The sequence below is a fragment of the Streptomyces eurocidicus genome (genome assembly GCF_002891295.1).
GTDB classification, from domain to species: domain Bacteria; phylum Actinomycetota; class Actinomycetes; order Streptomycetales; family Streptomycetaceae; genus Streptomyces; species Streptomyces eurocidicus.
The window spans coordinates 494891-515808 of the sequence record NZ_LGUI01000003.1 but is presented as its reverse complement, the minus strand read 5'-3'; the positions used below and the strand labels follow the sequence as shown (position 1 = coordinate 515808).

Here is a 20918-nt window from a genome sequence, read left to right as displayed (position 1 = left end):
TGGGTGAGTGATGGTGGAACATCCACCACCCGTCCGGTACGCCAGGTGACTTACACACCTAGGCGGCAGGAGGGCCGGAACGGCACTGTGGAGGCATCACTTCGCGCCGTTCGCCCTCAGCTCCGAGATAGGGAACGCAATGAGCACTCTCGCCCTGTACCCCGACGACGTCAGAAGGCAGCCGCACGCACCGAAGTACGCCGGGGCCTATGACGCGATGCTCACCGAACTCTGTTCGGAGCTTTTCGCCACCCTGCCCCGGAGCGACCAGCGCCGAAAGGGCCTGGAATACCTTCGCGGACTGCTCGGCGGACAGGGCCGTAAAACCATTCGGAACATCGCCGCGCTCATCGGCGGATCGGCGACGGAACAGAGCATGCACCATTTCATCTCCAGCTCCATCTGGGACTGGGAGCCGGTGCGCCAGGCGCTGGTCCGCCACCTCGGCCGGATCGCGCCGCCGCAGGCGTGGGTCGTCCGGCCGATGGTGATACCCAAGGGCGGCCGGCACTCCGTCGGCGTCGACCGGCGCTTCTTCCCGGCGCTCGGCCAGGTGCTCAACGCGCAGCAGGCGATCGGCGTCTGGGCCGCGTCCGACGAGATGGCGACGCCGGTCAACTGGCGGCTGCACCTGTCGGAGGGCTGGCTGGAGGACGACGAACGCCGGACCCGCGCCTCCATCCCGGACGGCACGGTCCCCGAGTCCCTCGGCGACTGCGCGGTCGGCGCCTACCTGGACATGCTCACCACCTGGGGCGTCCCGGTGCGGCCGCTGGTGCTGGACGCGCCGGAGACCGACACCGGAGCGATCGTCCGGCGGCTGCGGGAGGCGGGCGTGCCGCTGCTGGTGCGCGTCAGCAGCACGTTCCGGCTGACGGCCGCGGACCCCGCGCTGCCCGGCTGCCGGGCCGAAGGGGTGCCCGCCCACCAGATCATGGGCGCGGCCGCCGGGATGCGCCGCCCGGTGATGTGGTCGGACCACGACGCCGCGGAGACGCTGCGGACCAGCATGTCCGCGAGCGTACGGGTGCGGATGCCGGCCCGCGGGCCCCGGCCCGTACGGGCCCTCGGCCAGGCGGGCGTGGGAGACCTGCGGCTCATGGGCGAGTGGGAGAACGGCCAGTCCTCGCCGACGGCCCTCTGGCTCACCGACATGACCACGCTGCACCCGGTGGCCCTGATGCAGCTGAGCAAGATGACGCGGCGCGTCGACCGGGACTTCGCGGAGATCTCCGACCAGGTGGGCATGCGGGACTACACGGGACGGTCGTTCAAGGGCTGGCACCGGCATGTGACGCTGGCGTCGGCGGCGCATGCGGTGACCGCGCTGGGGCGGGCGGGGCGGGCGGGGTTGGGGTACGCGGTGTGAGTCTGGGGGCGGGCGGGTGCGGTGGGTGCGGGTGCCGCTGCGCGGGGCCTTTTCCCCTACCCGCCCCTTCCCGGTACCGGGGCTCCGCCCCGGACCCCGGTCCTCAAACGCCGGACGGGCTGGAACTCGGCCTGCGCTTCTTCAGTAAGTGCTGGATCCGGGACAGCCGCAGCGCGAGCTGGATCTCGAAGGCCCGCTCGGACTGCTGCCACCCCGTGCCTAACAGCTCGCTGATCCGGTCCAGCCGCCGCGCCACCGTGTTCGGGTGCACATGCAGCCTCTCGGCCGTCTGCGTGATGTTGCCCCGCGCGTCGAAGTACGCGGCCAGGGTCGGCGTGAACTCGGTGAAGCGCTGCGCGTCGTAGTCGGCCAGCGGTCCGATCATGGACCGGATGAAGCCCTCGACGTCATGGGTGTCCGACAGCAGCACGCCCAGGAAGCCGTGCTCCCGGGCGGAGGCGAAGCCCCCGGTGGCGCCGAGCGCGATCATCGCCTCCAGGCAGCGCAGCGCCTCCTCGTGGGCGCGGGCGATGCCGCCGCCGTCCTCGCCCGCGGCGACCGGACCGGACGCGCAGACGGTCACCGGCCGGTCCAGCACGGGCGCGAGCGCTCGCGAGACCTGCTCGGCCGCCGCCGTCGCGTCCGTACCCGGCAGCAGCAGGACGGCGCTTCCCGCGTGCATGCCCTTGAGGCCGTTGTGGCGGCGGGCGTACGAGGAGGCCCAGAGGTCCAGCTTGTCCTTGTGCTCGCCCTCGGGCCGGGCGACCACCACCACGTGCGGCAGCCCGAGGTCGACGCCGAGCCGGGCCGCGCGCTCGCGGAACCGCCCGGCCGGCCGGGCCGGACCGGCCAGCAGGTCCTCCAGCAGCCAGTCGCGGTCGTGGCCCGCGGCCGTCTCCTGCCGGGCGGCGCGCAGCAGCAGCTGGGCCGCGACGGTCTGGGCGACGAGGGCGAGCAGCGGTACGTCCTGCTCGCCGAGCGGGTGACGGGGGCTGAACAGCAGCGTCCCGAGGTCCTCGGAGCCGGCGAGGACCGGGGCGGCCCACAGCCCGCCGTCGAGCAGCGCGGGCTCGCGCGGCGGCCGCGCCCCCGCCGCCTCGACGAGCGCGCGCACCGCGTCCGCCCCGGCCTCCGCGGGCATCTCGCCGGCCGTCGCCAGCACCGCGCCGTCCGCGCCGTGGACCCGCAGGGCGCCGCCGAGGCCCGCGGCGGCCTCCCGGGCCAGCGCGGGCAGCTCGCCGCCGCGCAGGACGACCTCCATCAGTCGGCCGTGCAGGTTCGTGGTCTCCCGGACGCCGCGCGCCCCGGCCTTGTGCCGCTCCAGCTCGGCGATGACGTCGGTGGCGCGCTCCAGGAAGCGGGCCTTGCCGATGGCCACCCCGCCGAGCTCGCCGAGCGAGGCCATGAGGGACACCTCGCCCGCCGTGAAGTAGCGCATGCACCTGCTGGCCACGTACAGCGTGCCGACCGGCCGGGCGCCGTCGTTGAGGGGGACGGACATGAGGGCGCGCACGCGCTCGGACTTCATCAGCCCGTCGACGGCCCGGCTGTGGCCGACCCGCTCGTCCGCCGCGTAGTCGGGCGTCCAGAACGGGGTCGGGCCGCCGCTCAGCGCCGTGTCGTCGGGCACGGTGAGGCCGGGCGCGAGGACGGTCGTATGCCCGTCGAAGGCGCTGACGGAGACGAGTCCGGGCGTCCGGTCGAAGGTGGTGACGTACGCCAGGTCGACCTCGAAGAGCCGGCGGGCCTCCTTGGCGAGCGTGGTGAGCAGTTCCGGCAGGTCCTGCGTATTGGCGAGGGTGCGCGCCGTTTCGATGAACGCGGAGAGCCGGGCCTCCTTCCGCTGCCGCCGTTCGGCCTGTGCGTAGATGGCCATGCCGAGCCGCTTGGCTTTTTCCAGGAATGCCAGTTCGGCACCCGTGGTCCCACGCCAGCGGGCCTCTTCCACGAGCGATTCGAATTGGTCTATCGGCGCTTCGTCGGCCAGCAACTCCAGCACGGCGAACGCACTGGAGTCCGTCGCCCTCCCTTGTGACGCAACGTTTCCCATTTTGCCCCCCCAGGTGCAACGCAGAGATCGTTCGCGGCGTACATGTCGGAAGCTACGCATCGAGTAATGCCGGAGTCAACGTCCGTTCATATCAACGGACGTGAACAAAGCATTGCCATTTGCGCAGGCGTCGACCGCACCCGGGGGGCGGAGTTTCCCCGCCGGGCGCGGTCGATTCCGGCGACGCCGGGCGTCGCGCACAGTCGCGTTGGTGTGTACCGGAATTGTCCTCGCGCGACTCGGAACGATCAAGAGGGCCTGGGGGCCCTGTCAGGAGGTCAGGGCGTGCGGACCGACAGGGCGTGGCCGAAGACGCCGCGCGGGTCGTACGCCGCCCGGACGCTCTGCAGCCGGGGGTAGTTGTCCTTGTAGTAGAGCTCGTGCCAGGGGCTGTCCGAGGTGTTCCACTCGGGGTCGGCCAGGTCGGTGTCGGCGAAGTTGACGAACGCGCCGTCCTGGGAGTCGTCGGGCGCGGGCACGCCGCCGGTCTTCGCGAACACGGCGCCGTGGAAGCGCCGCAGCCAGCCGAGGTTGACCGCGTCGTCGGCCGCGTCCTGCCAGGTGTTCATGAACAGGACCTTCAGCACCGAGTCGCGCTGCGCGACGGCGGTGGCGTCCGGCGCGACGGTGCTGACGCGGCCGCCGTACGAGTCGAGGGCGACCAGGCTGCTGTCGTTCGCGTGGTCGTCGTCGTTCAGGAAGGTGTGCAGGGCGTCGGCCTGGTCGTCGGTGAACGCGCGACGCAGGTTGGCGGACTTCACCTTCTGCCGGCCGATCTCGGCGTCCTGCGCGTCCCCGAGGGCCTTCTTGGAGTCGAGCCACGACACGGTCTCGGGCGGCAGGACCACCGGCGCGAGGCCGGGCTGCCCGGCCACCTCGTCGAGGAAGTCCGCGAGCAGCCGCTCCGCGTCCGGCCGGGTGGCATCCATGTGGGTGACCAGGACGGCGCCCATGTCCTTCTCGGGGTCCGGGTTCCGGCCGAGCAGCACCAGGCTCGCGAAGAGGTGGGCGTACGGGGAGTCCGGCGCGCTGTTGCGCTCGTGCCAGCGGCCGAAGCCGCCGACCAGCGCCCGCATGGCCGGCTTGTCCAGGCCCGGGCGCGGGAAGAGGACGGTGCTGGTGATCACCTCGGCGGGCGGCCGGGGCAGCAGGGCCGCCGGGTCGGATCCCTCGGCGCCGGGGGTGCGGAACCAGAAGCGGGTGACGACGCCGAAGTTGCCGCCGCCGCCACCGGTCAGCGCCCACCACAGGTCGTGGTGCGGGTCGTCCGGCTCCCGGGTGGCGACGACCGCGCGGACCTCGCCCGCGGCGTCGACGGTGACGACCTCCACGGTCGCCAGGTGGTCGACGGTCAGGCCGTGCGCCCGGCACAGCGAGCCGTAGCCGCCGCCCTGCACATGGCCGCCGACGCCGACGGTGTTGCTGTTGCCCGCGGGGATCGCGACGCCCCAGCGCTCGTACATGGGCCCGTAGACGTCCTTCAGGAGGCGCGCCCCGGGCTCGACCATGAAGGCGTCGCGCTCGGCGTCGAAGGCGACGGCGCGCATCTCGCCGAGGTCGAGGACGAGCTGGACGCCGGGCTCGCCGACGGCGTTCTCGTAGCCGTGGCCGCCGCTGCGGACGGCTATGCGCTGTCCGGCGCGTACGGCGTCGCCCACGGCCGCGACCACCTCGGCGGTCGTGGTGACGACCCGGAACTCCTCCGGGCGGGCGGTGAACCGCTTGTTGTTGCCCCGCGTGGCCAGGGCCTCGTAGCGCGGGTCCGCGGCGCCCACGGCGGACGACGGGCGGTTTGCGTCGGACATGTGCGGCCTTTCATCGGAACAGGAAGGTGGAACGGGGGGATCCGGGGGGATCGGGGAGGGGGCGGGGGTCGCCCCCGCACTCCGGGGGATTGAATGCGGGGGCGGGTTCAGGTGGCGGGGTCAGTGCCCCGCGGTGGGCTCGGTGGACAGCAGGCCCTTGGTCCGGCCGCCGGCCACGGCCAGGGTGAGGACGGCCAGGGCGGCGCCGATCCAGAGCACGCTGGTCATGGCGAGGCTGTCGAAGGCCAGCCCGCCGATCAGGGCGCCGAGCGCGATGGAGAAGTTGAACATCGAGACGTACAGCGAGGACGCGGCCTCGGTGGCGTCCGGGGCGGCCTTGAGGATCCAGGTCTGGAGGCTCACCGGCACGGCGCCGTAGCCCAGGCCCCACAGGACCAGCAGGGCGATGCCCACGGCGAGGCCGCCGCCGGTGACGGCGAACAGCACCATCGCGGCGGTCAGCACCACCGAGATCGCGAGGACGATCGTCCGGACGTGCTGACCGACCTTGGCACCCGCGAGGAAGTTGCCGATGATGCCGGCGACTCCGAAGATCAGCAGCATCATGCTGACCCGGTTTCCGGAGATGCCCGCGTCCTGGAGGATCGGCCGGACGAAGGTGTAGGCCACGAAGTGCCCGGTGATCAGCAGGAACGTGATGGCGATGCCGATCCGTACGCCCCGGTTGGACTTGAAGATCCTGGGGAGTTCGGCGAAGGTCAGCGACTCGTCGGCGGGCAGCGGCGGCAGCAGGAAGACCATCAGGACGAGGGCGGTCAGGCCCAGGCCGCCGACGGCCGCGAACGCGGTGCGCCAGCCGCTGAGGTCGCCCAGCAGGGTGCCGGTCGGGACGCCGAGCACGGAGGCGGTCTCGACGCCGCCGAAGATGATCGCCATGGCCCGGCCGACGTGCTCCTCGGGCACCAGCCGCAGGGCGATGCCGCCCGCGATGGCCCAGAAGCCGCCGACGGCTATGCCGACGAGGAAGCGGGCGCCCAGCACGATCGCGAAGTGGTCGGCGAACGCGGAGGCGAGGTTGGCCGCGCCCACCAGGCCGACCAGGACGCCCAGGACGATCCGGCGGTCGATCCGGCCGGTGGCGACGGTGACGATCGGCGCGGAGAGCGCGGCGACCAGGCCGGGGACGGTGACCATCAGGCCGGCCGTGCCCTCGGAGACGTGCAGGGCGTCGCCGACCGGGGTGAGCAGGCCCACCGGCAGCAGTTCGGAGGTCATCAGGCAGAAGATGCCCAGGGTGACCGCCGCGACGGCGAACCAGCCCTTGACCGGGGATCTTCCGGTGCCCGTGGCGGGGGACGGGGATGCGACAGAGGTCAATTCCTCACAGCCTTCAGCAAGAGCGCGCGGGGGCGCGCACCAGGAACGGGGGATACGGGTGTGCCGCGGCCCGGCGTCCCGAACCGATGAGGAGGAAGGTTCCCGTGGACTACGCGCGGGTCCGCGGGAGGGCCGGCGGGGTCACTCGGTGCCGGGGATCTTCCGGGTGGGGACCGCGATGCGGTTCCAGGCGTTGATGGTGAAGATCAGCGCGATCAGCTGGGCGAGTTCCTCCTCCTCGAAGTGCCGGGCGGCCGCCGCGTACACCGCGTCGGACACCCCGCCCTCGCCGAGCTCCGTGACCGCCTCGGTCAGGCCGAGCGCGGCCTTCTCGCGCTCCGTGAACAGGCCGGCCTCGCGCCAGGCGTTGAGCTGGTAGATGCGCTCCTCGCGCTCGCCCGCCTTGCGCGCCTCCTTGGTGTGCATGTCGATGCAGTAGGCGCAGTGGTTGATCTGCGAGGCGCGGATCTGCACGAGGTCGATCAGTACCGGGTCGAGACCCGCCCGGGCGGCCGTGTCCAGGGCGATCATGGCCTTGAAGACCTTGGGCGCGGCCTTGGTGAAGTTCATGCGCTGGTCGAGCTCTGGAACGGTCATGTCAATGACTCTAGGGAGCCGACCGGTCGCGGGTGTGGTGCAATTCCGGGGTGAAATCGAAGGTCAATGCGCGCGTCGATCCGGCGGGAAGCCTGGGCAGCGATCTCCATCTGGAGCTTCCTGATTCACCGGCGGGCGGTCGCCGCGGTGCGCTGATGAGCGCGCTGCGCGACGCCATCCGCACCGGTCGGCTCGCCCCCGGCACCAAATTGCCCCCCTACCGCTCGCTGGCCACCGATCTGGGGCTGGCGCGCAACACCGTCGCCGAGGCGTACGCCGAGCTGGTCGCCGAGGGCTGGCTGACCGCCCGGCAGGGCTCCGGCACCTATGTGGCCCGCCGGGCCCGGCTCGCCGACCAGCGGCAGCGCAGGCCCACCGCGCCCGACCGGGTGCCGCGCGCCCGCTACAACCTGGTGCAGGGCACCCCGGACGCCTCCGCCTTCCCGCGCTCCGCGTGGCTGGCCTCGGCCCGCCGCGCGCTCACGGCGGCGCCCAACGACGCCTTCGGGCCCGGCGATCCGCGCGGCCGTGCGGAGCTGCGCCGCTCGGTCGCCGAGTACCTGGCCCGGGCCCGCGGCGTGCGCGCGGACCCGGACCGCATCGTCATCTGCTCGGGCTTCGCCGGGGCGCTGCGGCTGCTGGGCGAGGTCCGCACCGGGACCGTCGCCGTGGAGTCCTACGGCCTGGGCTACTACCGCCACCTGCTCTCCGCCGCCGGGCTGCGGACGGTCGACCTGCCGGTGGACGCGTACGGCGCCCGTGTGGAGGACCTCGCGGACACCGGCGCGGAAACGGTTCTGCTGACACCTGCTCACCAGTTTCCGACCGGTGGCCCCTTGCACCACGAGCGGCGGTCCGCCGTCATCGACTGGGCGCGGGCCGAGGGCGGCCTGGTGCTGGAGGACGACTACGACGGGGAGTTCCGCTACGACCGGCAGCCCATCGGCGCGGTGCAGGGCCTCGACCCGGACCGGGTCGTCTACATCGGCTCGGTCAGCAAGAGCCTCTCGCCCGCGCTGCGGCTGGGGTGGATGGTGCTGCCGGGCGGGCTGGTCGACGAGGTGGTGGAGGCCAAGGGCGAACGGGAGCCCTGGGCCAGCGCCCTGGAACAGCTGACCCTGGCGGACTTCCTGGACTCCGGCTCGTACGACCGCCATGTGCGACGGATGCGCCGGCACTACCGCCGCCGCCGCGACCAGCTCATCGAGGTGCTCGCCGAGCGCGCGCCGCACGTACGGGTCACCGGCATCGCGGCGGGCCTGCACGCCGTGCTCGAACTGCCGCCGGGCACCGAGGCGTCGGTCGTCAAGGCGGCGGCCTGGCAGGGCCTGGCGCTGGAGGGCCTGTCCCTCTACCGCCACGCGGCGGGCGCGGGAGCCCCGTCGGACGGCCTGGTGGTGGGGTACGGAACCCCGCCGGAGCACTCGTTCTCGGGCGCGCTGGAGGCACTGTGCGAGGCGCTGCCGCTGCCGGAGGGGGCGCCTGTGCCGGGGCGGGGGATGCGGGTGGGGTAGGCGGTTACGGGTGCGGGGTCGGGTGCCGCCGCGCGGGGATTGATCGGCAAGGGATGACCGGCGGGGCCTACATCCATTAGGTCCCGAACGGCCACCTCTTCGGTCAGCCCGTCGCGGGAACAATCTCCAGCCACCCGCGGCGGGCTTTCCCTTGCGCCGGCCTTCCAGGCCCGGCGTAAGGGGTGTCTCTGGGATTCACCGTAGCGTACGGAACGGCGCGCCACCCGGAGAAGAGACCGAGCTCCGGGCTTCCCGCCCCTGCCCTGCGCCCGTACCGCGGACGTCAGTCTCCCGAAGGCCCTTCCCGCGGTTCCGGGAAGGGCCTGTTCTGCCGGAGGGGTCAGGAGTTCACTTCACCTTCCCCATTGCACGTCTGGCACAGTGCCTCGTGATCCCATCCCTCTTCGTCGGTCCACTCGATCTTTCCGCTTCCTCCGCACGACGAGCACAGAGGCATGGGTTTGACCACCCCGATCCGTTGCCACAGCGCGTCCTTCTCCAAGAGGACCGCCTCCACGCCCGGTAGCGCGTTCTTGGTGAGCCTGATCCGTAGCCGGCCCTCCCAGGTTCCGGCGACGACGCCCTCGACGCCGTTGACCCACCCTGAACCGTTGACCTCGACGCGGAGCATGTCGCCGTCCTGGGCCTGCGGTGTGTCGGCACGCCCGGCTTCATCGATCACGTTCAGCACCTCCTCCGTCTCATGCTGTCAGTCCGGCGGGGTGTGTCGCAGTGGCGGCGGCGGGCCGGAAGCGGCTGATTCCCTCCGGCACCCATCCGGGCATGCGTCCTCGCAGGGCCGCCCTTGACGGACCTGTTCGACTCGCCGTCACTCGTCCGGGTTCCGTGTCGCGCCACGAAGCTCACGCAGCTCCTGGTCGATCCGCAGCGCGTTCTCCCAGCGCCCGGCCCTCAGCTCGACGACGCGCGCCATGGAGAGCCTGGCGTCGACGAGCCAGGCGGCGTCCTCACTGGCCTTGTTGGCCACCTCGACGCGTGCGCTCAGCGTCTCCGCCGCGGTGAGTGGCCTCGGTTCCTCACCGTGGGCGGGCATAGTGGTGCGCATGGGCAGGACCTCCATCGTGTCCCGCTCTTGCGGAGCGGGCAACTCCTAGTGGAGCACCCAGAGTTGTCTGCCTCTGACCTGCGCAACAGTGTTTGAGGCATCACATGTGAAGTGTGATGAGAGGGCGGTGCGCGCTTTGGCGTCAACCAACGGTTCAGGGTCTTCATACGGCGACGAGGTTCGCGAGCGCGGTGTTCCGGGCCGCACTCCCGCGCGAAGATTCGGCGGCGATCGCCGAGCGGGTCGCGGCGCGCTTGCAGCGGCATGACGTACTCGACAGGGACGACCGTCCGCTTCTGTGGGTGATCCTGGACGAGGCGTGCCTGCGGCGGACGGTCGGCTCCCCGGAAATCATGCACGAACAGCCGGCGCATCTGCTGGCGATGTCGGAGTCACCTCATACCACCCTCCAGGTAATTCCGTTCGACACGGGAGCGCCCCCGGCGGGAGAGTCGTACACACTGCTTCGGTTCGGCGACCAGCCCACGGCCCTCTACACCGAAGCGCGGGGCCTGGGGCGTGTCGTCGACGAGGCGACAAGCGTGGTGACGGCGACCGAGGACTACGAACGGCTACGCGCGGACGCTCTCTCGCCTCAGAAGGCATTGGCCGAAATGCACAAGGTGATGGAGGAACTGCGAAGATGAGCCGCACCCATGATCTATCCGGAGCGAAGTGGGTCACGTCGACCTACAGCAGCGGGCAGGGCGGACAGTGCGTCGAATGGGCCCCTACCAGCCACTCCGGAATCCCCTGGACCACGTCGAGCCACAGCAGTGGGGAAGGCGGAATGTGCGTCGAATGCGCTCCCGCCGCCCATTCCACCCATGGCCTCGTCCCCGTCCGCGACAGCAAGAACCCGCGCGGCCCCGCGCTCATATTCAGGCCGGCGGCCTGGTCGTCGTTCGTCCGCGCGATGCGGGACGGCGATCTGACCGTCGGCTGATCCGCGACCTCACGCCCCCGACAGCTGCGCCCCCCGCAGCCGCCGTTCCACCGCCGCGTACAGCAGGCTCCATGATGTCTGGAGCCATTCCACGCCTTCGGTCTCCAGCTTGTCGGCGACCGCGCGGTAGGAGATGCCCATGGCGTCGAGCCGTTCCCACACCGAGCGGGCCGCGCCGTAGGAGTCGGAGAGGGTGTCGCCGGCGAAGGGGCACATCCGGTCGGCGCCTTCGTCGAGGGCCGAGAGGGGCAGGGCGCTGGCGGTGCCCCAGGCGACCAGGCGTTCGGCGTAGTGCTTGCTCGTCGCGCCCGGGCGGCGGGGCGCGGTGCTCGCCCACATGACCGTCTGCGGGCGGGCGCCGGAGCGGGCGAGGTCGCGCCAGCGGTCGCCGGACAGCCGGTCCTCGTAGCGGCGGTAGATCAGGCGGGCGCTGGCCAGGGCCGCCTCGCCGCGCATGGCCCGCGCCTCCGCCGTGCCCAGGGCCTCCAGGCGGGCGTCCACCTCGGCGTCGAACCAGGTGATGGGCAGCGAGGCGAAGGAAACGATGTCAGAGAGGTCGTGGCCGGCCGCGCGGGCCCGCTCCAGGCCGTTGAAATAGGCGTCCACGACCTCGCCGTAGCGGCGCACCGAGAAGACGGCCGTCGCATGGACGCCGATCTTCCGGCCGATACACTCGCTGATCGCCTCCAGGCCCTCGGGGGTGGCGGGGATCTTGGCGAGGACATTGGGGCGGTTGACCGCGCGGACCAGTTTGCCGGCCTCCGAGGCGACCAGCGCGGCGTCGTGCGCCAGCCAGGGGTTCACATCGACCGAGACATAGCCCTCGCGGCCGCCGGTCTCCTCGAAGACGGGCAGCAGTTCGTCGCAGGACAGCCGGGCGTCGTACGCGGTCAGGGCGCGGATCGCGTCGTCCGCCGGGACGTCCCGGTAGGACAGGAAGAGCAGCTGGTCGAGGTAGTCCGTGTCGCCGGACTCCACGGACGCGGCCAGTGTGGCCAGGTTGGAGGTCGCGCCGCGGATGCCGGCCCGCGCGACGAGGTCGGTGAGCCCGCCCGAGGTGAGCAGCCGCCGGCAGAAACCGTCCAGCCAGGGGGACACGCCCTCGGCGGCCAGCCGGCGCAGATCGCGGCTCCCGGCCGTCAACTCCCGTTCTTCCATGGAATTGTCACGACTCCTGTGCGGGATGGGATCGGGGGTGGGGATTCAGGATAAAGAACGTCCAGGATCCGAACCAGAGGATGTCCGCCTCCTGAGTAGACGACCGGAACCGCGCGGCCGTTGCCCGTCGTTCGTATGCGCGTCGACTTGATGGATCAACTTCCTTTTGACGGAGTCCGCCGAACTCCGCCTGCGACTCTTGGCAGTTTCCCGGCGCGCGAAGCAGCATCTGGTACGTCCGGTCGGCCCGGACCGGCCGCTTCCCCCGGATCCGGTACGCCGGTCGTCCGGGGCCGCAGCCGCCCACCCGCCGAGGGGTTCTTCTTCCGTGATCAAGTTTGCCGTCATCTACTCGTCGTCCACCGGGAACGTCCACCGGCTCGCCGAGGCCGCCTCCGCCGCCGCCGAGAAGGCCGGTGCCGAGGTCCGGCTGCGCCGGGTCGCCGACCTCACCGCGGAGACCATCGTCCCCGGCAACGACGCCTGGACCGCGGCCTGGAACGAGCACGTCGCGGCCACCGGGCACATCGCCGAGGCCACCCTGGACGACCTCGACTGGGCCGACGCCGTCCTGTGGGGCACCCCGGGCCGCTACGGCCTCCCGTCCGGCCCGCTGAAGCAGTTCATCGACACCACGCTCCCGCTGCACAGCCGCCGCGGCCTGCTCAACAAGGTGATGTCCTCCTTCACCTCCACCGCGACCCTGCACGGCGGCCAGGAGAGCACCCTCCTGGCGCTGAACAACGCCTTCTACCACTGGGGCGCCATCGTCGTCCCGCCCGGCGTGGCCGACCCGATCCAGCTCGCGCCCACCAACGGCAACCCGTACGGCGTCAGCAGCGTCTCGCGCAACGAGCCGGGCAATGTGGACGACGACAACCTCGCCGCCATCGCCTACCAGGCGCGCCGCATGGTGGAGATCACCACCGCGCTCCGCAAGGGCCTCGAGGCCGCCTGACATGAGCGCCTCCGATCGACGGGCAGCCGCGCCGGACGCGGTGGTGGCCCACACCACCGCGGGCACGGTCGCCGGCGCGCGGACCGGCACCGGCGTCGCCGTCTTCCGCGGGGTGCCGTACGCGGCGCCGCCGGTCGGCGGGCTGCGCTTCGCCTCGCCCCGGCCGCCGGCCGCCTGGGACGGGGTGCGGGACGCCACCGCCTTCGCCCCGGCGTCCTTCCAGTCGATCGTCCCCGGCCACAGCGAGGACTCGCTGTACGCCAACGTCTGGACCCCGGGCACCACCGGTGCCCGGCCCGTCCTCGTCTACATCCACGGCGGCGGCTGGGAGCGCGGCGCGGGCAGCCTGCCCACCTACGACGGCGCGCGCCTCGCCGCCCGCGGCGACCTCGTCGTGGTGACCTTCAACTACCGGCTGGGCGTCTTCGGGTTCGGCCTCCACGAGGAGCTCACGGACCCGCTGACCGGGTCCCGCGCCAACTGGGGGCTCCAGGACCAGGCGGCGCTCGTCCGCTGGGTCCACGACAACGCCGCGGCCTTCGGCGGCGACCCGGGCCGGATCGTGCTGTGCGGCACCTCGGCCGGCGGCGCGAGCGTCCGCCAGCTCGCCCTGCTGCCCGAGCTCGGCGGCCTCCTCGCGGCCCTCGTCCCGATCAGCGCCTGTCACATCTGGGCCCCGGCGAACTCCCTCACCCCCGAGGACTCCCGGACCGTCTACGAGAGCCTGGCGAAAGGTTTCGGCACGAGTGTGCGGGGCCTGCGCGACGTGCCCGCGGCGGCGCTGCGGGACGCCTGGGAACGGATCTTCTCCGGCCCGCCGGAGCACCGCGCCGTGGCCAGCGGGCGGGAGTACCGGGGGCCCGTCGTCGACGGCCGCTGGCTGCCCGGCCACGACCACGAGCTCCCGTCGCCCGCCCTGCCCTCGCTGGTGGTCCACACCCGCACCGAGGGCTCCTTCTACACCTGTCCGGAGCGGCCCACCGCGCCCCCGGCCCCGGTCACCGGCCCCGAACTGCGGGAAGCCGTCCGCGGCGTCCTCCACAAGGGCGCCGTACGGGCCGACGACGCGCTCGTGGACGCCTGCCTCGCCGCGTACCGCGAGGCCGCCGCGGCCGAGGGCCTTCCCCAGGACCCGCTGTCCCTGTGGACGGAGATGTGGGGCGACCTCCTCTTCCGCTTCCAGATCCTGCGGCTCGCCGAACGGCACGCCCGCACGGAGCCCGCCCCGCAGTACGTCATGGAGTTCGCCCACCCCGTACGGCCGCCCTACTTCGGCACCCCGCACGAGGGCACTTCCAAGTTCCTCTTCGGCACCCACGGGCTGCCGGAGAACGTGGCCGAGTTCGGCGACGGACCCGCCGAGGCGGCGGTCTCCGGCGCCTTCATGGACCTCGTCGCCTCCTTCGCCCGCACCGGCGTCCCCCGTGCCGCGCACACGCCGGACTGGCCCGTGTACACGACCGGGCGCGACAGCACCCTGATCCTCGGCGGCGACGGCGTCGCACGGGTCGCCGCGGCCGTCAAGACGCGGCAGCTGCGGTTCTGGGACACCGCGGGCGTCGTCCCCTGTCCCTGACCGCCGCCCGCGCCCACCGCACCCCGGCACCGGCCGCACACCCACCGCCCGTACGAGCGACCGCCCAGGAGAGAAGCCCCCGTGAACAACGCTGTGCTCGACGCCCGGCCCGAGACCGCACTCCAGCAGCCCGACTGGGGAGACGCGGCCGCCCAGGTCGAGCGCGTCCGGCAGGAGCTCCGCTCCCGCCCCGCGCTCGTCCGGGCCGCCGACATCCGCACCCTGCGCGCCCACCTCGCCCATGTGGCGCGGGGCGAGTCGCAGGTGGTGCAGGCGGGCGACTGCGCGGAGGACCCGGCGGAGTGCACCTCCGGCTACGTCGCCCGGAAGGCCGGGCTCCTGGACGTCCTCGCCGGCGCCATGAAGATGATCACGCACAAGCCGGTGGTGCGGGCGGGCCGGATGGCCGGCCAGTTCGCCAAGCCGCGTTCGCGCCCCACCGAGCTGGTGCGGGGCGTGGAACTGCCGGTCTACCGCGGTCACATGGTCAACAGCCCCGAGCCGCACCCCGAGCGCCGCCGCCCCGACCCGCAGCGCCTGCTGTCCGGCTACCTCGCCGCGAGCGAGGCCATGACCCACCTCGGCTGGCTCGACCCCGCCCGCCGCTCCGGCATCTGCCCGCCGGTGTGGACGAGCCACGAGGCCCTGCTCCTCGACTACGAGGAGCCCATGGTCCGCCGGGACGAGGAGGGACGGGCCTGGCTGACGTCCACCCACTGGCCCTGGATCGGCGAGCGCACCCGGCAGGTGGACGGCGCCCACGTCGCCCTCCTCGCCTCCGTCGGCAACCCCGTCGCCTGCAAGGTCGGCCCCACCATGGAGACCGACGAGCTCCTCGCCCTGTGCGAGCGGCTCGACCCGGGCCGGGAGCACGGCCGGCTCACCCTGATCGCCCGCATGGGCGCGACGGCCGTGGCCGACCGGCTGCCGCCGCTCGTCGAGGCCGTACGCGCCGCCGGGCACCCGGTGAGCTGGCTCACCGACCCCATGCACGGCAACACCGTCACCGCGCCCGACGGCCTCAAGACCCGCCTGGTCGACACGGTCCGCCGGGAGGTCCGCGAGTTCCAGGACGCGGTCCGCACGGCCGGCGGCGTCGCCGGTGGCCTGCACCTGGAGACCACGCCCGAGGACGTCACCGAGTGCGTACGGGACGAGTCCGGGCTGGCGCACGTCGGCGACAAGTACACGAGCTTCTGCGACCCCCGGCTCAACCCGGCCCAGGCCCTGGAGGTCGTCTCGGCCTGGCAGGGCTGACCGGCCCGCCGGGCCCGGCACCACGGGCCCGGCACCACGGGCCCGGCACCACGGGCCCGGCACCACGGGCCCGGCACCACGGGCCCGGCACCACGGGCCCGGCACCACCACGGACGGCCGGCACCGGCCGGACACCGCCCCTAGGGAGAGGAGACACTGATGGAGAACCGAACCGCCCTGGTCACCGGCGCCGCCAGCGGCATCGGCGCGGCCGTCGCCCGCACACTGGGCGAGAAGGGCGTACGCGTCGCCGCCGTCGACCGCGACGCCGAGACGCTCCACGAGACCGTCGGGAAACTGACCGCCGACGGTCTCACGGCCGAGGCGTTCCACTGCGACGTCACCGACGGCCGGCAGGTCGAGGACACCGTCGCCGAGGTCGAACGCCGCCTCGGCCCCCTGGAGTTCCTCGTCAACGCCGCCGGGGTGCTGCGCCTCGGCGAGGTGCGGGACTTCCCCTCCGAGGACTGGGCGGCGATCTTCGCCGTCAACGTCGACGGCGTCTTCCACCTCTCCCGCGCGGCCGTCAGCCGTATGATCCCGCGCCGCCGCGGCGCGATCGTGACGGTGGCCTCCAACGCCGCGGGCACCCCCCGGCAGGCGATGGCGGCCTACGCCGCCTCCAAGGCCGCCGCGTCGATGTTCACCAAGTCGCTGGGCCTGGAGGTCGCCCGGCACGGCATCCGCTGCAACGTCGTGGCGCCCGGCTCCACGGACACCCCGATGCTCAGCAGCATGTGGAACGAGACGACCACCCCGCAGAGCACCATCGAGGGCCGCACCGACACCTTCAAGGTCGGCATCCCGCTGGGCAAGCTGGCCAGCCCCGCGGACATCGCCAACGCCGTCGCGTTCCTCCTCTCCGACCAGGCCGCGCACATCACCATGCACGACCTCACGGTCGACGGCGGCGCCACCCTCGGCGTCTGACCGCCTTCCCCCGTTTCCCATCTCCCTCCGTTTCTCCCTCCGTACGCGAACCGAAGACGAGGACGTGCCATGGCGGGCATCCCCCCGATCGAGCCCTACCCGATGCCGACAGCGGGCGAGCTGCCCGAGAACACCGCCCCGTGGACCGTCGACCCGGCCCGCGCGGTCCTGCTCCTCCACGACATGCAGCGCTACTTCCTCAAGCCCCTGCCCGAGGGGCTGCGCGAGGAGCTCGTCTCGGGCGCCGCGCTGCTCCGGGAGACCTGCGCGGGCCTGGGCGTACCCGTCGCCTACACCGCCCAGCCCGGCGGCATGAGCGACGCCGAGCGCGGCCTGCTGAAGGACTTCTGGGGGCCGGGGATGCGGGTGGACCCGGAGGACCGGCAGGTCGTCGACGCACTGGCGCCGGCGCCCGGCGACTGGGTGTTCACCAAGTGGCGGTACAGCGCCTTCTTCCGCTCCGACCTGCTGGAGCGCATGCGGGCCGCGGGCCGCGACCAGCTGATCGTCTGCGGGGTGTACGCGCACGTGGGCGTCCTGATGACCGCCGTCGAGGCGTTCACCAACGACATACAGACCTTCCTCGCGGCCGACGCAGTGGCCGACTTCTCCGCCGAGCACCACCGGCTCGCGGTGACCTACGCGGCCGAGCGCTGCGCCGTCGTGGCCACCGCGAAGGGCCTCGCCGCCGACCTGGCCGGCGCGTCCTCCGGGGCCGGGGCATGAGCGCCGCCGGGCGGCTCCCGGCCGGCCCGCTGGACCGCGTACTCGCCGGTGACGCCCCCGCGTTCGCCCTGGTCCACCGGCCGGACTCGACCGGACCGGGCAGCCTCGACGTGCTGCTCGGGGACGTCACCACGCCGGACACCCTGGCCGGGATCCCGCTGCAGGACGGGCCCGGCGCGGCCCCCGGCCACGAGGTCCTGGCCGTCATTCCGTACCGGCAGATCGCGGAGCGGGGTTTCGCCTGTGCCGATGACGGTGCTCCGTTGCTGGCGATGACGGTGACTGATCAGGCTGTTGTGGGTGTGGCGGAGGTTCTGGCCCGGATTCCCGAGGTGCCGCTCGCTCTTACCGGGGAGCATTTCGACGTCGATGATGACGCGTACGCCCGGATGGTGCGGCGGGTGATCGCGGAGGAGATCGGTGAGGGCACGGGTGCCAATTTCGTCATCAAGCGGTCTTTCACCGCGGACATCACCGGATACGGGCCCGAGCATGCTTTGACGTTCTTCCGGCGGTTGCTGGAGCGGGAGTCGGGGGCGTACTGGACGTTCCTGGTGCATACGGGTGAGCGGACCTTCGTGGGCGCGACTCCGGAGCGGCACATCAGTGTCGCGGGGGGCCGGGCGGTGATGAACCCGATCAGCGGGACCTACCGTTACCCGGCCGCGGGGCCCAGTCTTCCCGAGGTCATGGACTTCCTCGCGGACCGTAAGGAGACCGATGAGCTGTACATGGTGGTCGATGAGGAACTGAAGATGATGGCCCGGATCTGCACGGGTGGCGGCCGGGTGGTGGGGCCGTATCTGAAGGAGATGGCGCGTCTCGCGCACACCGAGTACCTCATTGAGGGCAGTACGGACCGGGATCCGCGCGAGATCCTGCGCGAGACGATGTTCGCGCCGACGGTCACGGGCAGCCCGCTGGAGAGTGCCTGCCGGGTCATCGACCGCTATGAGGAGTCGGGCCGCGGCTATTACAGCGGGGTGCTCGCCCTCATCGGCAGGGACAGCGCCGGGCAGCGGGTCCTGGACTCCTCGATCCTCATCCGCACCGCCGACATCGACCGTTCGGGGCGGGTGCGGATCGGGGTCGGGGCCACGCTGGTGCGCCACTCGGATCCGGGTTCGGAGGTGCTGGAGACGCGGGCGAAGGCGGCGGGGCTGATCTCCGCGCTGAAGGACGACGGGGCCGGCCGTTTCGGCCGTCACCCCCGGGTGCGGGCCGCCCTGGCGGAGCGGAATACGGGTATCGCCGGGTTCTGGCTGGCCCCCGACACCGAGCGGGCCCGCACCGTGCCGGTGCTCGCCGGGCGGCGGGTCCTGGTCGTGGATGCCGAGGACACCTTCACCTCCATGATCGACCACCAGCTGCGCGCCATGGGTTTGACGGTGACGGTTCGCCGTTTCGATGAGCCGTATTCCTTCGACGGGCACGATCTGGTGGTCATGGGCCCGGGCCCGGGTGATCCGAGGGAGCTCTCCCATCCCAAGATCGCTCACCTGGACGCGGCGATCGGCACTCTGCTCGATGAGCGGCGGCCTTTCCTCGCGGTCTGCCTGAGCCATCAGGTTCTCAGTTTGCGTCTGGGGCTGGAGCTGGGCCGTCGTGAGGTGCCGAATCAGGGTGTCCAGCGGGGGATCGATCTCTTCGGCAGTCCCGAACGTGTCGGTTTCTACAACACCTTCGCCGCCCGCAGTGCTACGGACACGGTCCCGTACGGCACTGCCGGGACTGTGGAGGTCAGCCGCGATCCCGCCAATGGTGAGGTGCATGCCCTGCGGGGCCCGCACTTCGCGTCCATGCAGTTCCACGCCGAGTCCGTCCTCACCCAGGACGGACCACGGATCACCGGCGCGCTGCTGGCCGGGCTGCTCAGCGGCGCGCCCGTCGCCTGATCCGCGGGCCGGTCCGCCGGCCGGCCCGACGCCCTCCAAGACTTCTCAAGACTTCCCAGGAGCAACGCATGCTGCCGATCACCCCCAGCGACACCGGCATCCACATGGGGCTGGTCGCCGAGCGGGCCGCCGCCAGGTACCCGGACACGGCGATCACCCTCGACCACGAGATGCCCCTGCTGCCCGGCGCCGGGCCCGAGCTGACCTTCGCCTCCTTCGCGGACCACATCGACGACGTGGCCGCCCGGCTCTGGGCGGCGGGGGTGCGCACCGGGGAGCACGTGGCGCTCTACAAGACGGCCGGCTTCGACATCAACATCCTGTCGTGCGCCGTCTCGCGCATCGGCGCCGTGCCGGTCCAGCTGTCCCCGGGGCTCGACGGCGCGAGCGTCCTGGCGCTCCTGGACCGGCTCGGCCAGCCGTACCTGGTGACGGACCTGGCCAAGCTCGACGCCGAGCTCGCCGACCCCACGCTGCCCAATCTGGCCAAGGAGATCTTCGTCGTGGCCGGGTCCCGGGAGGGCACGGTCTCGCTGGCCGACCTCGCGGGCGCGCCCCGCCAGGCTCCGGTCGAACTCGGCCTGGACGAGCCCGCCCTCATCACCCACACCTCCGGCACCACCGGCCTGCCGAAGCTCCTCGTGCACACGCCGCGCACGCTCCACGGCCGCTACCGCCCGCAGGCGAAGCTCTTCGACCTCGTCCGCGAGCACGAGACGGTGGCCCTGCACGTGTCGTACGTCCACTCCCGGATGCCGCTCGCGCTCGCGGTGCTGCTGCCGCGCGGGGTCCCGTTCCTCGTCATGGACGACGCGGACCCGGAGAAGGTGGCGGAGCTCTTCGCCCGCACCCGGCCCGCGTTCGTCGAGTCCGCGCCCAACTCCTTCATGGAGTGGGAGGAGCTCGCGGACGACCCCCGTAGGCCGTTCGCGAACGTGAAGTACTTCAGCAGCACCTTCGACGCGATCCACCCCGGCACCATGCACCGGCTGCTGCACGCCTCCGACCGGCACCACCCGGTCTTCTACCAGATCTACGGGCAGAGCGAGACGGGCCCGCTCGTCGGCCGCTCCTTCACCCGGGAGACCGCCCTCGGCGCGGACGGCCGCTGCCAGGGCTACGCGTTCCCCGCCGACACCAAGTTCCGGCTCGTCGGCCGGGACGGCGAGGCGCCCTCCAAGGAGCACCCCGGCTATATCGAGGTGCAGGCCGCGGGCCGGGTGCTGACGTACTTCGGCGAGGGCGAGCGGTACGCCAAGCAGGTCGACGCCGACGGCTGGTGGCGCGGCATGGACGTCGGCTACCGCACGGAGGAGGGCTGTCTGCACCTCCTCGACCGCGAGGTCGACGTCGTTCCCACGATCCACAGCACCCTGGAGTTCGAGGACACGGTCCTCGGCCGGCTGCCCGAACTCGCCGAGGTCGTCCTGCTGCGCGGCCCGTCCGACGAGCCGCTCCCGGTCGTCTGCACGCGCGGCGACGTACCGCTGGACGCGGAGCGGTGGCGGGCGGCGGTGGCGGACTTCCCGGCGCTGGCGGAGCCGGTGCTGATGCCGCTGGAGGAGCTGCCGCGGACGGCGACGATGAAGGTGCAGCGGCTGGAGCTGACGCGGCGGCTGCGGGAGCGGGCGGGCGAGGGCGCGTAGGTATTTTCCCCGGCCCCGCCCCCCAGGCCCCCTTTTTTCCGCGCTGACGCGCGGTGTCCTCAAACGCCGGACGGGCTGATTTTCAGC

At 72.4% G+C, this 20918-nt stretch carries 18 protein-coding genes; 11 read left to right on the top strand and 7 right to left on the bottom strand.

Annotated features, from left to right (window positions below; translation table 11 throughout):
- Nucleotides 1-139: 139 nt before the first annotated feature.
- Nucleotides 140-1369 (top strand): IS701 family transposase, encoded by a 1230-nt coding sequence (locus tag AF335_RS12100; RefSeq protein ID WP_211304092.1) that lies wholly within the window; start codon nucleotides 140-142, stop codon nucleotides 1367-1369.
- A 103-nt stretch (nucleotides 1370-1472) separates the two neighbouring features.
- On the opposite strand, the gene AF335_RS12095 is transcribed toward AF335_RS12100, so the two are convergent.
- The 4 genes from AF335_RS12095 to AF335_RS12080 all read right to left on the bottom strand — a co-directional run bounded on the left by AF335_RS12095 (nucleotide 1473) and on the right by AF335_RS12080 (nucleotide 7159).
- A complete protein-coding gene (locus AF335_RS12095; RefSeq protein WP_102918328.1) occupies nucleotides 1473-3419 on the bottom strand; it encodes a helix-turn-helix domain-containing protein in 1947 nt (648 codons plus the stop codon).
- Nucleotides 3420-3697: 278 nt separating this feature from the next.
- Nucleotides 3698-5224, bottom strand: a complete 1527-nt coding sequence (locus tag AF335_RS12090; RefSeq protein WP_102918327.1) for an FAD-binding oxidoreductase — start codon at nucleotides 5222-5224, stop codon at nucleotides 3698-3700.
- A 120-nt stretch (nucleotides 5225-5344) separates the two neighbouring features.
- Nucleotides 5345-6562, bottom strand: a complete 1218-nt coding sequence (locus AF335_RS12085) for an MFS transporter (protein ID WP_102918326.1) — start codon at nucleotides 6560-6562, stop codon at nucleotides 5345-5347.
- Between the two features lie 141 nt (nucleotides 6563-6703).
- Nucleotides 6704-7159: a carboxymuconolactone decarboxylase family protein gene (locus AF335_RS12080; protein WP_228773625.1), complete on the bottom strand. Its 456-nt coding sequence runs from the start codon at nucleotides 7157-7159 to the stop codon at nucleotides 6704-6706.
- Nucleotides 7160-7314: 155 nt separating this feature from the next.
- On the opposite strand from AF335_RS12080, the gene pdxR reads away from it, so the two are divergent.
- Nucleotides 7315-8673, top strand: a complete 1359-nt coding sequence (pdxR, locus tag AF335_RS12075) for a MocR-like pyridoxine biosynthesis transcription factor PdxR (RefSeq protein ID WP_184743999.1) — start codon at nucleotides 7315-7317, stop codon at nucleotides 8671-8673.
- A 340-nt stretch (nucleotides 8674-9013) separates the two neighbouring features.
- On the opposite strand, the gene AF335_RS12070 is transcribed toward pdxR, so the two are convergent.
- Nucleotides 9014-9355 carry a hypothetical protein gene (locus AF335_RS12070; RefSeq protein ID WP_244926999.1) on the bottom strand — a complete coding sequence of 114 codons (342 nt, stop codon included), beginning with the start codon at nucleotides 9353-9355 and terminating at the stop codon, nucleotides 9014-9016.
- A 147-nt stretch (nucleotides 9356-9502) separates the two neighbouring features.
- A complete protein-coding gene (locus AF335_RS12065; RefSeq protein WP_146045504.1) occupies nucleotides 9503-9739 on the bottom strand; it encodes a hypothetical protein in 237 nt (78 codons plus the stop codon).
- Between the two features lie 116 nt (nucleotides 9740-9855).
- On the opposite strand from AF335_RS12065, the gene AF335_RS12060 reads away from it, so the two are divergent.
- Together AF335_RS12060 and AF335_RS12055 are read left to right on the top strand one after the other, a co-directional pair.
- Nucleotides 9856-10386 (top strand): DUF5753 domain-containing protein, encoded by a 531-nt coding sequence (locus AF335_RS12060; RefSeq protein WP_228773627.1) that lies wholly within the window; start codon nucleotides 9856-9858, stop codon nucleotides 10384-10386.
- Nucleotides 10383-10685 carry a DUF397 domain-containing protein gene (locus tag AF335_RS12055; protein ID WP_102918321.1) on the top strand — a complete coding sequence of 101 codons (303 nt, stop codon included), beginning with the start codon at nucleotides 10383-10385 and terminating at the stop codon, nucleotides 10683-10685. The genes AF335_RS12060 and AF335_RS12055 overlap by 4 nt, the downstream gene beginning before the upstream one ends.
- Nucleotides 10686-10694: 9 nt before the next feature.
- Here the strand turns inward: AF335_RS12055 and tal are convergent, their stop codons facing one another.
- Complete coding sequence (tal, locus tag AF335_RS12050) at nucleotides 10695-11843, bottom strand: transaldolase (RefSeq protein WP_102918320.1); 1149 nt, start codon at nucleotides 11841-11843, stop codon at nucleotides 10695-10697.
- Between the two features lie 328 nt (nucleotides 11844-12171).
- Here tal and AF335_RS12045 point away from each other — a divergent pair, with 328 nt between their 5' ends.
- From AF335_RS12045 to AF335_RS12015, 7 genes are all read left to right on the top strand, one after another.
- A complete protein-coding gene (locus tag AF335_RS12045) occupies nucleotides 12172-12801 on the top strand; it encodes a flavodoxin family protein (RefSeq protein WP_102918319.1) in 630 nt (209 codons plus the stop codon).
- Nucleotide 12802: 1 nt separating this feature from the next.
- Nucleotides 12803-14377 (top strand): carboxylesterase/lipase family protein, encoded by a 1575-nt coding sequence (locus AF335_RS12040; protein WP_102918318.1) that lies wholly within the window; start codon nucleotides 12803-12805, stop codon nucleotides 14375-14377.
- A gap of 81 nt (nucleotides 14378-14458) precedes the next feature.
- The gene (locus tag AF335_RS12035) at nucleotides 14459-15634 is read left to right on the top strand and encodes a 3-deoxy-7-phosphoheptulonate synthase (RefSeq protein ID WP_102918317.1); all 1176 of its coding nucleotides are present in this window, start codon (nucleotides 14459-14461) and stop codon (nucleotides 15632-15634) included.
- Between the two features lie 159 nt (nucleotides 15635-15793).
- Nucleotides 15794-16564, top strand: coding sequence for a 2,3-dihydro-2,3-dihydroxybenzoate dehydrogenase (locus AF335_RS12030; protein WP_102918316.1), 771 nt, complete (start codon nucleotides 15794-15796; stop codon nucleotides 16562-16564).
- Between the two features lie 69 nt (nucleotides 16565-16633).
- The gene (locus AF335_RS12025) at nucleotides 16634-17290 is read left to right on the top strand and encodes an isochorismatase family protein (protein ID WP_102918315.1); all 657 of its coding nucleotides are present in this window, start codon (nucleotides 16634-16636) and stop codon (nucleotides 17288-17290) included.
- Complete coding sequence (locus AF335_RS12020) at nucleotides 17287-19185, top strand: anthranilate synthase family protein (protein WP_102918314.1); 1899 nt, start codon at nucleotides 17287-17289, stop codon at nucleotides 19183-19185. Before AF335_RS12025 ends, AF335_RS12020 begins: the two co-directional genes overlap by 4 nt.
- Before the next feature lie 68 nt (nucleotides 19186-19253).
- Nucleotides 19254-20831 (top strand): class I adenylate-forming enzyme family protein, encoded by a 1578-nt coding sequence (locus tag AF335_RS12015; protein ID WP_102918313.1) that lies wholly within the window; start codon nucleotides 19254-19256, stop codon nucleotides 20829-20831.
- The last annotated feature ends 87 nt before the right edge of the window (nucleotides 20832-20918 follow it).